Below are 14,085 nucleotides of genomic sequence, written 5' to 3' on the forward strand. Positions count from 1 at the left end.
TGTTTAAATCTAAAAAGTGTACACTAAAACAACACCTTATTTTGTGATTTTTTTGATAAGGTGTTACAATAATAGTGCATAACCCCTTTATTGATTTTTGGTTGAAGTATAATCGTAAAGTTTGTTATGCGTTATGAGGTAATACATTGTCCGAATGAGACGATGTATGGAGGCAATCGTGTGCGGCTTAGTTGAAGTCGTTTGCGATTGTCTTTTTCGTTTCTCATAAAAGTCGGCGATATGGCAAGGATTGGTATGACTGGCTGAAGCGATATTGTGAATGCATTTGAAAAGAATCTTTCTGGCATAAGGGTTGCCGCGTTTGGTAATGTGTTCCTGTGCCAAAAAGTTTCCAGATTCATAGTGCCTAAGATCAATGCCGATAAAGGCGTTGATTTGATTGGCAGACTGAAACCGACGAATGTCACCGAGTTCACCAATAATGCTTGTTGCAGTTGTTTCAGCGATACCAGGAATAGAGAGAAGGATCTCATATTCTGGTAAAGGCTTAGCTAGAGTAACCATTTGGTCTAAGACAGCTTTCCTGCGTTCAGAAAGTCTGAGTAATTCTTGTGCATAGTAACGGCTCTCTTCGAACATTGGAGAGGTTTTCTTAACGGCACAATAAGACTGATTGGCTAGTGCTGTCAGCTTCTCTGCTAAGTAAGCGACACGTTTGTCAGAAATCCGTTTTGAAGTGGACTGAAGGATGCTCTCCGAGAGCTCATCTTTGCCTACCTCAAGCACGAAGTCCTTGCAAGGAAACGCAGTAACTAAGTTCCAGTATTGCTCACCGGTTGGTGTTGCCAAGATATTTTCCAACTCTGGGAAAGTGACTTGCAAAACCTTGTGCAGACGATTTTTGGCCCGAACAATGTCCTCAGTCAGATTCTGATAGAAACGGCTGAGATCCCGCAAGTTTTGGTAGACTTCTTCTTGGACATAAGTCGGTTTACGATTCAGCACAAATTGAGATTGAGCCAGTTTTTCAGCGTCAATTTGTTCGGTTTTCCGTACACGCAAGCTATCCAGTTGCTTCTTAGCTTCTAAGGGATTAAGTCGTGTGTAAGCATAGCCATTATCTTCTAGAAAAGTTTGGAGACGGCGAGAGTAGACACCTGTTGCTTCAAAGATGATTTCTGGCTTGTGGACGGTTTTCAAATCGCCAAGTAGCCGAGCAAAGCCAATGGCATCATTGGGCATGGTATAGCCATGAACCTTCTCGCCGTTGACTAGAATAGCCACTTCTGAACTTACCTTACTCACGTCAATCCCAAATACTACTCGCATGCTATTACCTCTTTGTCTTGAATGATTCCTTGTTTTAGTGATGTCATTTTCAATACGCGACGTCTGGCGTCCCACATACTTTGATAACATTCTTCCTAAAACAGGTGTCTTGCCAGTTTTTGTTACGACGTCCAGCGCCTAGAGAGAACACGACTTAACAAGACACCTCTACTTTATCATCTTGAGAATGAAAAGAGTAGTGAGTATTCTCTCCCGTCGGAGATTTCTTCACTACTAATCTTAGTATGTTTTTGTTTTTATAAAGACCAGTCTAATTCTGGTCCGACTGGAACGATGCCTGTAGGATTAATGGTTTTGTGGCTGCCGTAGTAGTGCTTTTTGATATGGTCAAAATTAACTGTATCTGCAATACCAGGCATATTGTAGATACGTTTGGTATAGTTCCACAGATTGGGATAGTCAACGAGGCGGCGGATATTGGTTTTGAAATGCCCGTAGTAGACGCTGTCAAAGCGCACCAGAGTTGTAAAGAGCCGGATATCTGCTTCGGTGAAACGGTTATCAACGAGGAAGTCATTGGCAGACAGCAGAGCTTCTAATTTATCCAGTGCAGCAAAGAGCTTCTTGACTTCCTCTTCATAAACTTTCTGAGAAGTAGCAAAGCCTGCCTTGTAGACACCATTGTTGATATTTGGATAGACACAGTCATTCATGGCGTCAATGTCAGCCTGAAGTTCTTCTGGGTAATAATCATCGGTATTGCCTGTGATGTCATTAAAAGCCGTATTTAACATGCGCATGATTTCGGCAGACTCGTTGCTGACAATGGTTTTAGTTTTCTTGTCCCACAGGACAGGTACGGTTACACGGCCAGAGTAATCTGGCTGCGCAGCCAGATAAACTTGGTAGAGATAATTACTGTGCAGCTCAGAGTCAGCAATGACACCGTCAGCCTGCTCGAAGGTCCAGCCGTTCTCCAGCATGAAAGGATTGACAACAGAAATGGAGATATGTTCCTCTAAACCTTTGAGGGCGCGCATGATGAGGGTGCGGCTGGCCCAAGGACAGGCCAGTGAGATGTAGAGGTGGTAGCGGCCGGACTCAGCCTTGAAGCCGCCTTTGCCAGTTGGACCTGCGGAGCCGTCCCTAGTAATCCAGCTGCGAAATTGCGTAGTCGTGCGGACGAATTTTCCGCCGGTTGACTTGGTATCATACCACTTGTCAACCCATTTGCCGTTTTGTAAAAGTCCCATAATAAATAGTCAAGTTAGCAGGGCTTGATTTTTTTCTTGCCCGACTAATCTTCTTTCCTTTCTTTTTAATTATTACTATATGGTGATAGCTTAACCTTTTACCTAAAAAAATACAAATTTTCAGCTTGGAATGACAGGCATTAGAGACAGCAGTCTCTTGACTGATTATTTTGCATATATTATTACCATTTACTGGCCTATCAAAAAGCTGATTGATATAGAATTGGGAATTTATTTTTATAATCTTTACTACTATGCTTTACATATTAGCATAAGCGTGTTATAATAAAAACGAAAGAGTAGTAGGTATTACATACTAGTAGAAGGAGAGAGCACTGAGCTGCGATTCTTGTGCTGGTGAAGGTATTTTTCGATTGGTAAAAGTATTATTAATTAAAAATGTTTGAAAATAAATAGGGTGAAGCCAATGAATGAGACGCAAATGCTCAAAGGTGTGTTAGATGGATGTGTGCTTCAAATCATTGCCAAGGAAGAAATTTACGGCTATGAGCTTGTGCAGCGACTAAAAAAAGCAGGTTTTGTCAATATGGTGGGGGGAACGGTCTATCCGCTTCTGCAAAAATTAGAGAAAAAAGAGCTCATACAATCTCAGCTAAAGCCCTCTCCTGAGGGGCCAGACCGTAAATACTTTACCATAACGGATGCAGGAAAACTTTATCTATCAAGTTTTTGGCAACAGTGGCAGGATTTGGTGGGTAAAGTGGATGACTTAAAAGGAGGTGAAGACCATGCAAGAACTGCAGATTAATGATTTTTATTTAAAAACACAGGAAGCTGTCAAAGATTTATCAGCAAATAATCAAACATATTTTAAAAAACTGCAAGATTATATGCTGCTATCAAGTTTTTTCTATGATGAAATTGAAATTCGTGAGCTGCTTTATGGCATGGCTTGTGATTTAGCAGATGCAGATCGAGATGGCATGACAGCGGAAGATTATTTTGGCAAGAAAGCGCAAAAAATGGCAGATCAGATATTAAAACATGCGACTCTAGAAAAAAAGCGCAATCTCTTGACTTTGGCGGGATATCTTCTGGGAATTCTCTGGTTTTATCGCTTTTTATCAGATTTTAGCAGCCTGGGTCTGGTAAAAGTGAACCTTCTTTCTTATCTGTCTGATGCGCTGATTAGTTTTCTTGGACTGACCTTAATCTTTCAGGTGATAAAATTTGGTATTTATCATTTTAATCATTGGGAACGATTTAAATTTAAGATATGTGGAGAAACAGTGACAATTGGAGAGTGTTTTACCTACTGGCTGGCAGCCCTGCTTTTTATAGGCTGTGTTTTGATTCGTATTTATGGTGAGTCTTATTATCCAAACTGGCTGACTTTTCAAATACCTCAGTCTGTAGGCTTTCCTTTGGTAAGTATTCTTGCTCTGGCTGGTATGGTTTTAGTTTGGAAAAATATTATTATCAGGCCAGCTATCTGTCCAATTTTAGGCTATCTTATTACGGGATTTTTGAAAGCTGGCGTCAATGCCAAAGTACTGACAGGTATTTGGCCAGAAATGATTCTACCTTTAGCTATTGTTATTCTATCTTACTTGATTTTTATCTTCTGGGCACAAAAAAATCTCAAGAACAATACAGTGAATTTTCATTGAAAAAAGACTAAAATGCTGAGCAAATACCAAAATAAGGTTAAATAGGAGACCAGCTTTGAGCTGGTTTCAGAGTGTAGACAAACACATTTTTCAATGCAAACATGCTTTGAAGTTCTTCAAATATCGATTAAATGGCTTTGGTTTGCGAGCGAAGCGAGCCTTAATCCGAGACTTTCCACCGTGATAAAAGTGGCAGAAACCCCATTGTTTCTGCCACTCGGAAGATTTGAGACCTTAGGCTCAAATCTTAGGCATGGAATTCTGAAGGAAGTCGCTGCCGTCCGCATCACCTAAGGAAAGTCTCACAAAAGACTTTGTCTTCAAGTTGAGACCAGCTTTGAGCTGGTTTTTTGTGATACAATAAAAAGCAAGAGAAAAATCGTAAGTTTAGAAATTGATTTGGATATGACACGGAGGAATAAATGGACGCGCAAACACTGTGGAATGAGTACAGGCAAATAAATCCGGCTATTGGTGATGAAATTGACGCCTGGGCATTTGGGGCAGAAGCCGATTTGCTGGCGCAGCTGGTGCTGGGAGGCGTTAAAACAGCAACGGCTTCGGCTTATGATTTGTATGAAGCAGACAATGAGCCCCTGCCTCAGGCAGGCAGCTATGATGTCATTTTGGACAGTCATGATGAGGCTGTCTGCATCATTGAAATTACCAAGGTTAGCATTGTTCCTTTTAAGGAAGTGTCAGCTGATCATGCTTTTAAAGAAGGCGAAGGTGACCGCACACTGACTTGGTGGCGCTCTGTTCACTGGCAGCTTTTTACGCAGTGGTTTGCAGACTGCGGCTTAGTTTTTACAGAAGACAGTCCCATTGTTCTTGAAGAGTTCCGTTTGGTCTATGCTCCTTAATTTAACAAATGATTAGAAAAGTGCTATAATGAAATGAACATTTTTGTTGTATTATTTTTGCAAAGGACATTTTATGAATAACTACGCTATTATCCTTGCTGCAGGCAAGGGTACTCGAATGAAATCAGATCTTCCCAAGGTCTTGCATAAGGTTGCGGGAATAACCATGTTGGAGCATGTTTTTCGCAGCGTTTCTGCTCTAAATCCTGCCAAAAATGTAACAGTTATCGGACATAAGGCAGATCTTGTTAAAGATGTTTTAGCAGATCAGTCTGATTTTGTCCTGCAGACCAAACAGCTGGGGACAGGACATGCTGTCATGATGGCTGAAGGAGAGTTGGCGGGTCTTGACGGTCAGACGCTTGTCATTGCCGGAGATACTCCATTGATTACCGGAGAAAGTCTGAAAAATTTGGTGGATTACCACAGAAATCATAAAAATGTAGCCACGATTTTAACAGCAGAAGCCGATGATCCTTTTGGCTACGGTCGGATTATCCGCAATCAAAATGCCGAAGTGACTAAGATTGTCGAGCAAAAAGATGCTTCGGAATTCGAGCAGCAGGTCAAGGAAATCAACACGGGAACCTATGTCTTTGATAATAAACGCCTCTTTGAAGCCTTGAAAGACATTAACACGGACAATGCTCAGGGTGAGTACTACCTAACAGATGTTATCAGTATCTTTAAAGCAGCTGATGAAAAAGTTGGAGCCTATAAACTTCGTGATTTTAATGAAAGTTTGGGAGTTAATGATCGTGTTGCCCTTGCTGAAGCTGAAAAAGTAATGCGTCAGCGTATCAACCATGCTCATATGGTAAACGGCATTACCTTTACTGACCCAGACAGCACCTATATTGATGCTGATGTTGAGATTGCACCGGATGTGCTCATTGAGGCGAATGTTACGCTTAAAGGACAGACAAAGATTGCTTCGGGAGCTGTCCTAACCAATGGCAGCTATATTGTAGATTCGCTTATTGGTGAAAATACTGTGATTACCAACTCTATGATTGAGTCTTCGCAGGTTGAGCGCAATGTTACAGTTGGTCCTTATGCTCATCTGCGGCCAGATTCTGTCTTGGAAGAAGGTGTTCATGTCGGAAACTTTGTTGAAGTCAAGGCATCAACTCTGGGCAAGGCAACAAAAGCAGGCCATCTGACCTATATTGGCAATGCTGAGGTTGGCCATGATGTCAATTTTGGTGCGGGAACGATTACTGTCAATTACGACGGTCAAAATAAATACAAGACAACCATTGGCAACCATGTCTTTATTGGCAGCAATTCAACGATTATTGCTCCTCTTCAAGTAGGAGACAATGCCCTGACGGCAGCTGGCTCAGCTATTCATAAGGATGTTCCGGCGGACAGTGTTGCTATCGGTCGCAGCCATCAGGTCAATAAAGAAGGCTATGCCAAGAAAAAGCCTCACCATCCGGATAATCATTAGGAGATGTTCATGGAATTCGAAGAAAAAACCATCAAGCGTCAGGAGATTTTTGATGGGCAGATTTTTAAGGTTGCTGTTGATGATGTTGAGTTGCCCAATCAATTGGGCACAGCTAAGCGCGAACTGATTTTTCATCGGGGAGCGGTTTCTGTTTTGGCTGTTACGCCGGATAATAAGTTGGTCATTGTCAAGCAGTACCGCAAGGCAATTGAAAAAATCTCTTATGAAATTCCGGCAGGAAAACTTGAAATCGGTGAAAATGGCGGTGAAAAAGCAGCTGCTCTGCGTGAATTAGAAGAAGAGACGGCTTATACAGGGGATTTGCAGCTGATTTATGAATTTTATACAGCTATTGGATTTTGCAATGAAAAAATAAAACTTTATCTGGCTACAAATCTTAAGAAGGTTGCCAATCCGCGTCCGCAAGATGATGATGAGGTTATTGAACTTCTGGAATTAACATATGATGAATGCATGGAACTGGTGGCATCAGGAGATATTGAAGATGCTAAAACCTTGATTGCTCTGCAATATTTTGCCTTGCATTTTAAAAATAAATAGAGGAAATATTATGGGAAAACCGCTTTTAACAGATGAAATGATTGAGCGTGCCAACCGCGGTGAAGAATTTTATGATAAAGAGGATTTTGATCCGGAAAAGACTATTGTCATTCGAACAGACAAAACAGCTGCCTCTGATTATAGCAGCAGCGATAGTGACAGTGACTATGATGACGATTTTGATTTTGATGGTTACGATGAGGATCCCATCATCAAAAGCCGCCGTATTGAGAATGCTAAGCGCGGTGAATTTCAGTCTAAACTCAACTGGATTTTAATCGGCATCGCCTTGCTTTTGGCAATCTTAATTTATGCCATTTTTAAACTTTAAAGGAAAAGAAAATGAAAATCGGAATTATCGCAGCCATGGACGAAGAACTAAAGCTTCTTCTGGAAAAGCTGAATCACAGGACAGAAGAAGTTTGTCTGGGGCGGACTTATTACAGCGGCCGTCTGGGCAGACATGACGTTGTTCTTGTGAGAAGCGGTGTTGGTAAAGTGATGAGTGCTATGAGCGTCGCTATTTTAGCTGATCATTTCGCCGTTGACGCTCTGATTAATACAGGTTCTGCCGGAGCTTTAGCGCCGGATTTAGGAATCGGTGATGTTGTGGTGGCAGACAGGCTCGCCTATCATGACGTTGATTTGACTGCTTTTGGCTATGCCTTCGGACAGATGTCAGAGCAGCCTCTTTATTTTGAATCCGACAAAAGTTTCGTTACTGCCTTTGAGAAAGTACTGGCGCAGCATCAGATCAAGAGTAAGATTGGCTTAATCACCAGCAGTGACTCTTTTATGGCCGGTAAGGATAGGACCGATTTTGTTAAAGAGCACTTTCCGGAGGTTGAAGCTGTAGAGATGGAAGGAGCCGCTGTTGCTCAGGCAGCCTTAGCGGCTAAACTGCCTTTTGTTGTTATTCGCGCCATGAGCGATACCGCAGCGCATGATGCCAATATCACTTTTGACGAATTTATCCTGGAAGCTGGCAAGCGTTCTGCCCAGATTCTTCTGGACTTTTTGGACGTTTTATGACTATGATCTTAATAAAAGGACTGGGAACAGCAAGTGGTTGGCTTAGTTGTGCCCTAGCGCTTGGAGCAGGAAGGTTCGTTACAGGAGCAATTAGCGGAACTGCTGAATATTTAGTATCATGTTGGTAAGGAATCAGTTATGAAATATTTTTTGATCGGTGCCATCTCATTTATAATTTTGGCGATAGTTTTGTATATATGTGGCTTTATTAAATTAAAAAAATAAAAGCTAAGGTATATCAATTCCCTCGTCTCCATCTAGAGGTCGAGGTATTTTTCTGAAAAGCTGAAATATAATTAAAAGCAGCCATTGAGCTGCTTTATTTTTTCTTAGAGAACTGATAATCTTTAAGAACTGTAATCGTCTTGATAACGACTTTCTCCTCAGGCTTGCCGTTTTGGTCTGTCTTGATTGCTGCGATAGCATCAACGGTCTTCATTCCTTTAATAACCTGTCCAAAGACCGTGTAATTGCCATCAAGCTTGGGTGCTCCGCCCTTCTTATAAGCATTGATTATTTTTTGAGGATAGAGGTCGGATGAGAGCTGCTTAGCCTGATTGGCCTTGTTTTGGACAATGTAAAATTGACTGGCGTTGGTGTGGGAACCGGCATTGGCCATAGCCAAAGCACCCCTTAGATGATAGAGATATTTTGAGCTTTCGTTAGCAAAACCTTGACCGGAATCTTTTGATTTGTCCTTGCCTTTCCAGATAGATTCGCCGCCGGTACCATCACCTTTAGGATCGCCGCCTTGAACAACAAAATCAGCGATAACACGGTGGAAGGTTAGATTGTTGTAATAACCGTTTTTGGCATGGGTCAGGAAATTTTCAACGGCCAAAGGAGCATATTTGGGAAACAGTTTAAGGGTAATGTTGCCTTTAGATGTCTTAATTTGAACTTCAGCCTCATTTTTGGCAACCTTTTGAGATAGTTGCGGGAAACTGGCCTTGTTTAATTTTTTCAGCTTATTTTCAGCCTTTTGCTTGGCAATGCTGTTATCAACATACTTATCTCCTTTAATAGCACGATCCATGCTTTCACAGCCCGCCAAAAAAACGGCAGCTATTAAAATGAGACTTAAAAATTTTTTCATGACTGCTCCTTGACTTTGAAAGATAGTTCTATTTTACCATAAAAACGGTCTGCCAGTTGCTTGGCCTGCTAAATTTTCGCCAAGGATTTGAAGGAAAAGATTAGCAATTCACACTTTCTACAGTATCTTTAAAACCTGTCATAAATTTAGAAAAAGAGACAGGCAGTTCTTTCCCCAAATACCATAAAAATGGTATAATAGCATCATGGCTAAAGCAAAGAATAAACGAAAAGGACGGAGAACGCGCCGTCCGACAAAAGCAGAATTAGAAAAGCAAAAAGCGATAAAACGAATGGCAGCTGCCTTTATAATGGCTTTTGTCCTCTTTTTTGCTGCTTTTAAACTAGGACGGGTCGGAATTACAGCCTATAATATGATACGGTTGCTGGTGGGAAGTCTGGCTTACCCTCTTATTTTTGCTGTTTTAATCTATCTTTTTGGAGCGAAGTGGCTGCGTAAATACGAAGGCTTGGTTGGAGGCTTTGTCGTTACCATGCTGGGCTTGCTTTTGGAATGGCAGGCTTACCTTTTTTCCATGGCCGGTATGAAAGGGCAAAATGTCATTAAGGGGACCCTTCTCATCGTTTTCAGTGATTTGACTAATTTTCGTGTCGCTAATTTTGCTGGCGGCGGTCTTTTAGGGGCTCTCTTTTATATGCCGGTTGCCTTTCTCTTTTCTAATATTGGTTCTTTTTTGATAGGCGGTCTGTTTATCCTTTTAGGTCTTTTTCTCATGAGTCCTTGGGATGTTTATGATATTATGGACTTTTTCAAAGGAGCCTATGTTAAATTTCAGACTAAGCGTGAGGAACATCGTGAAAGGCGTTTTGCCGAGAAAGAAGAAGAGCGTCTTCAGGCTGAATTAGAGGCTGCTCAAAAAGCGCAGGAATTGGCCGAGGCTGACCATGGGATTAATGCTGCTATTGATTTAGAAACGGGAGAAGTTTTGGATCAGGCTCAGACAATTGATCTGGATGATTTTGACGGTCAGGTAAACAGAGAGCCTGAAATTATCGGCTATCAGCCAAATGATGAAGAGGAAACGCTTGAAGAAATACCTTCTGTTCAGCCGGCTGAACATACTGAGCTAAAACCTGAAGATGACTATTCTGATGAACCTTTAGAAGTTGATTTCACACCTAAGGAAAATCTTCATTACAAACTGCCTGGGATTGATTTATTTGCCAAGGACAAGCCTAAAAACCAAAGCAAGGAGAAGAAGCTTGTTCGTGATAATATCAAGGTACTGGAAGAAACTTTTGCCAGCTTTGGAATCAAGGCCAGTGTTGAACGCGCTGAAATCGGTCCTTCGGTAACCAAGTACGAAGTCAAGCCGGCCGTTGGTGTCCGTGTCAACCGAATTTCCAATCTTGCAGATGATCTGGCTCTGGCCTTGGCAGCTCAGGATGTTCGGATTGAGGCACCGATTCCCGGTAAATCGCTGGTTGGGATTGAAGTGCCCAACTCTGAGGTGGCAACAGTAACTTTTCGTGAACTCTGGGAGCAGGCCAAAACATCACCAGATAAATTGCTTGAAGTGCCTCTAGGTAAGGCAGTCAACGGCTCTGTCCGTTCTTTTGATTTGGCAAGAATGCCCCATATTTTGGTGGCAGGTTCAACTGGTTCTGGGAAATCAGTAGCGGTCAATGGTATTATTGCCAGCATTCTGATGAAGGCCCGGCCCGATCAAGTTAAGTTTATGATGATTGATCCTAAGATGGTTGAGCTGTCTGTCTACAATGACATTCCTCATCTGCTCATTCCTGTTGTGACCAACCCGCGCAAGGCGAGCAAGGCTCTGCAAAAGGTTGTCGATGAAATGGAAAACCGCTACGAGCTGTTCAGTCATTTTGGAGTACGCAATATCGCTGGTTACAATGCCAAAGTAGAAGAATTCAACCGGCACTCAGAAACCAAACACATTCCTCTGCCGCTTTTGGTTGTTATCGTAGATGAGCTGGCCGACCTTATGATGGTAGCCAGCAAGGAAGTGGAGGATGCTATTATCCGTTTAGGACAGAAAGCGCGTGCAGCCGGTATTCATATGATTTTGGCTACGCAAAGACCTTCTGTTGATGTTATTTCAGGCCTTATCAAGGCTAATGTCCCCAGCCGGATTGCCTTTGCGGTTTCAAGCGGGACAGACAGCCGCACTATTTTGGATGAAAACGGTGCTGAGAAACTTCTTGGCCGCGGCGATATGCTCTTTAAGCCAATTGACGAGAATCACCCTGTCCGCCTGCAAGGATCCTTTATTTCAGATGATGATGTTGAGCGTATTGTCTCCTTTATTAAGGATCAGGCTGATGCTGATTACGATGAGAGCTTTGATCCGGGAGAAGTTTCTGAAAATGAAGGCTCTGACAGCAATGGATCTGCCTCTGAAGGAGATCCGCTTTTTGAAGAAGCCAAGGCTTTGGTATTAGAAACGCAGAAAGCCAGTGCTTCAATGCTGCAGCGCCGTCTCTCTGTCGGTTTTAATCGGGCTACTCGTCTTATGGAAGAATTAGAAGAGGCAGGTGTTATCGGTCCGGCAGAAGGCACCAAACCGCGCAAGGTTTTGCAAAGTAATTGATTAGACTGAAAATGAATGGTATTCTTTCTCGTGTTTAGCATACCATTCATTTTTTCTTTGTTATTATAAAAGTTATCTCTTTAAGCTGATTATTGGACTTTTTGTAAGAGTTTTCCTATAATGTTTTCAAAATAAAAGGAGGACGAAATATGTCTTTAGTCGGAAAAGAAATGGTTGAGTTTTCAGCTGATGCTTACCATAATGGTAAATTTGTGACCGTCTCAAATGAGGATTTAAAAGGGAAATGGTCAATCTTTTGTTTCTATCCAGCTGATTTTTCCTTTGTCTGTCCCACAGAACTCGGTGATTTGCAGGAACAGTATGATGCCTTGAAAGCATTGGGAGTTGAAGTTTATTCTGTCTCTACAGACACTCACTTTGTTCATAAGGCTTGGCACGATGATTCAGATGTTGTCGGTACAATCACGTATACCATGATTGGCGATCCGTCTCATGTGCTTTCTCAAGGCTTTGATGTTTTAGGTGAAGACGGTTTGGCTCAGCGCGGAACCTTTATTGTTGATCCAGACGGGATCATTCAAATGATGGAAGTCAATGCTGACGGTATTGGACGAGATGCCAGCACTCTAATTGACAAAATCCGTGCCGCTCAGTATGTTCGCAGCCATCCAGGTGAAGTCTGCCCGGCTAAATGGAAAGAAGGAGCAGAGACTCTAAAACCAAGTTTAGATTTGGTTGGTAAAATTTAAAGGAGGCTGTTTATGGCTTTAGATGCAGACACCAAACAACAATTGAGCCAGTACCTAGAGCTGCTGGAATCTGATATTGTTTTGGAAGCTAATCTGGCAGAGGATGATAATTCTTCAAAGGTAAGGGATTTTCTTGAAGAAATTGCAGCCATGTCTGAGCGTATCAGTCTTGAGGCAAAGGCGCTGTCAAGAGTGCCGAGCTTTCGAATTGCTCAAAAAGGAAGGCAGTCAGGAGTAGAATTTGCAGGGCTTCCTCTGGGACATGAGTTCACGTCTTTTATCTTAGCTTTGCTGCAGGTCTCTGGCCGTCCGCCCAAGGTGGAAGCGGATATTATTGAAAGAATAAAAGCTATTGACAGTCCCTTGCATTTTGAAACTTATGTCAGTTTGACCTGCCATAACTGTCCCGATGTCGTTCAGGCCTTTAACATCATGGCCATTCTTAATCCTAATGTCAGCCATACTATGGTTGAAGGAGGCATGTTTGAAGCAGAAGTGAAAGAAAAGGGTATCATGTCGGTGCCGACTGTTTATTTAAACGGACAGGAATTCACTTCTGGGCGTGCAACAATTGAGCAGCTCTTAGAGAAAATTTCAGGTCCCTTAAGTCAGGAAGATTTTGCTGACAAAGGTGTTTATGATGTGCTGGTTGTCGGAGGCGGTCCTGCAGGTAGCAGTGCAGCTGTTTATGCTGCCAGAAAAGGGATTAAAACAGGTCTTTTAGCAGAAACCTTTGGCGGTCAGGTCTTGGAAACTGTCGGCATTGAAAATATGATCGGCACTCCTTACATAGAAGGCCCACAGCTGATGGCTCAGGTGGAAGAGCATGTCAAAAAATATCCTGTTGACATTATGAAAGCTCAGAAAGCTAAGGCTCTCAGAAAAAACGACTTGATTGAAGTGGAGCTGGAAAACGGAGCCCTTTTGAAAGCCAAAACAGCAATCCTTTCTTTGGGGGCAAAATGGCGCAATATCAATGTCCCCGGAGAAGAAGAATTTCGCAACAAAGGTGTGACTTACTGTCCGCACTGTGACGGTCCGCTTTTTGAAGGTCAAAAGGTGGCTGTTATCGGTGGTGGGAATTCTGGGCTTGAGGCTGCTATTGATTTAGCTGGATTGGCCAGTCATGTTTATGTTTTGGAATTTTTACCAGATTTAAAAGCGGACCAAATTCTGCAAGAACGGGCACAGGCGCTCAGCAATATTAGTATTTTGACCAATGTTGCTACCAAAGCCATTGTGGGAAGCGATCATGTTGAAGGTTTGGATTATGTGGACCGTGCCTCTAATCAAGAACATCATCTGGATCTATCTGGTGTCTTTATTCAAATCGGTCTGGTTCCTAATACAAAATGGCTTACAGACAGTGATTTAGCTCTAAACAGTAAGGGTGAAATTATCACTGACAAACAAGGAGCGACAAATATTTCTGGAGTTTTTGCGGCAGGAGACTGTACCGATTCTGCCTATAAGCAAATCATTATTGCTATGGGCTCTGGAGCGACTGCAGCTTTGGGGGCCTTTGATTATTTGATCAGGCAGAGCTGATTTAGCCTTTATTAATAGTCGGTAAATCGCCATTAAATGGCGATTTCGATTTTTCTCGCTCTCCTATTTTAAGCCTCAGGTAGAAATCCTCCACTGAATAAAACTGGCTCAA

At 42.3% G+C, this 14,085-nt stretch carries 13 protein-coding genes; 10 read left to right on the top strand and 3 right to left on the bottom strand.

Annotated features, from left to right (window positions below):
• Window positions 1-87: 87 nt before the first annotated feature.
• Both SRA_RS02460 and SRA_RS02465 read right to left on the bottom strand, forming a co-directional pair.
• On the bottom strand, window positions 88-1,290 hold the full coding sequence (locus SRA_RS02460) for an IS110 family RNA-guided transposase (protein ID WP_003087274.1): 1,203 nt from the start codon (window positions 1,288-1,290) through the stop codon (window positions 88-90).
• 257 nt (window positions 1,291-1,547) lie between these two features.
• Window positions 1,548-2,504, bottom strand: a complete 957-nt coding sequence (locus SRA_RS02465) for a glutathione S-transferase family protein (protein WP_003087275.1) — start codon at window positions 2,502-2,504, stop codon at window positions 1,548-1,550.
• 427 nt (window positions 2,505-2,931) lie between these two features.
• Here SRA_RS02465 and SRA_RS02470 point away from each other — a divergent pair, with 427 nt between their 5' ends.
• The 7 genes from SRA_RS02470 (at window position 2,932) to SRA_RS02500 (ending at window position 8,044) form a co-directional block, all read left to right on the top strand.
• Window positions 2,932-3,273 (top strand): PadR family transcriptional regulator, encoded by a 342-nt coding sequence (locus tag SRA_RS02470; protein WP_003087278.1) that lies wholly within the window; start codon window positions 2,932-2,934, stop codon window positions 3,271-3,273.
• Window positions 3,254-4,135, top strand: coding sequence for a DUF1129 domain-containing protein (locus SRA_RS02475; RefSeq protein WP_003087279.1), 882 nt, complete (start codon window positions 3,254-3,256; stop codon window positions 4,133-4,135). The genes SRA_RS02470 and SRA_RS02475 overlap by 20 nt, the downstream gene beginning before the upstream one ends.
• Before the next feature lie 422 nt (window positions 4,136-4,557).
• Window positions 4,558-4,998: an ASCH domain-containing protein gene (locus SRA_RS02480; protein WP_003087280.1), complete on the top strand. Its 441-nt coding sequence runs from the start codon at window positions 4,558-4,560 to the stop codon at window positions 4,996-4,998.
• Between the two features lie 73 nt (window positions 4,999-5,071).
• Entirely contained in the window at window positions 5,072-6,451 is a 1,380-nt protein-coding gene (glmU, locus tag SRA_RS02485; protein ID WP_003087281.1) for a bifunctional UDP-N-acetylglucosamine diphosphorylase/glucosamine-1-phosphate N-acetyltransferase GlmU, read from the top strand.
• 9 nt (window positions 6,452-6,460) lie between these two features.
• The gene (locus tag SRA_RS02490; protein ID WP_003087282.1) at window positions 6,461-7,012 is read left to right on the top strand and encodes an NUDIX hydrolase; all 552 of its coding nucleotides are present in this window, start codon (window positions 6,461-6,463) and stop codon (window positions 7,010-7,012) included.
• A 10-nt stretch (window positions 7,013-7,022) separates the two neighbouring features.
• Window positions 7,023-7,343: a cell wall synthase accessory phosphoprotein MacP gene (gene macP, locus SRA_RS02495; protein ID WP_003087283.1), complete on the top strand. Its 321-nt coding sequence runs from the start codon at window positions 7,023-7,025 to the stop codon at window positions 7,341-7,343.
• Window positions 7,344-7,354: 11 nt separating this feature from the next.
• Window positions 7,355-8,044 (top strand): 5'-methylthioadenosine/adenosylhomocysteine nucleosidase, encoded by a 690-nt coding sequence (locus SRA_RS02500; protein ID WP_003087284.1) that lies wholly within the window; start codon window positions 7,355-7,357, stop codon window positions 8,042-8,044.
• A gap of 319 nt (window positions 8,045-8,363) precedes the next feature.
• Here SRA_RS02500 and SRA_RS02505 read toward each other — a convergent pair whose 3' ends face one another.
• The gene (locus SRA_RS02505; RefSeq protein WP_003087285.1) at window positions 8,364-9,140 is read right to left on the bottom strand and encodes a peptidylprolyl isomerase; all 777 of its coding nucleotides are present in this window, start codon (window positions 9,138-9,140) and stop codon (window positions 8,364-8,366) included.
• 205 nt (window positions 9,141-9,345) lie between these two features.
• Between SRA_RS02505 and SRA_RS02510 the strand changes: the two genes are divergently transcribed.
• The 3 genes from SRA_RS02510 to ahpF all read left to right on the top strand — a co-directional run bounded on the left by SRA_RS02510 (window position 9,346) and on the right by ahpF (window position 13,973).
• The gene (locus SRA_RS02510; protein ID WP_003087287.1) at window positions 9,346-11,715 is read left to right on the top strand and encodes a DNA translocase FtsK; all 2,370 of its coding nucleotides are present in this window, start codon (window positions 9,346-9,348) and stop codon (window positions 11,713-11,715) included.
• 149 nt (window positions 11,716-11,864) lie between these two features.
• Window positions 11,865-12,425 (top strand): alkyl hydroperoxide reductase subunit C, encoded by a 561-nt coding sequence (gene ahpC, locus SRA_RS02515; RefSeq protein WP_003087289.1) that lies wholly within the window; start codon window positions 11,865-11,867, stop codon window positions 12,423-12,425.
• A gap of 12 nt (window positions 12,426-12,437) precedes the next feature.
• A complete protein-coding gene (gene ahpF, locus SRA_RS02520; protein WP_003087291.1) occupies window positions 12,438-13,973 on the top strand; it encodes an alkyl hydroperoxide reductase subunit F in 1,536 nt (511 codons plus the stop codon).
• Window positions 13,974-14,085 lie beyond the last annotated feature (112 nt).

Source organism: Streptococcus ratti FA-1 = DSM 20564, assembly GCF_000286075.1.
In the GTDB taxonomy this organism is placed as follows: Bacteria; Bacillota; Bacilli; order Lactobacillales; family Streptococcaceae; genus Streptococcus; species Streptococcus ratti.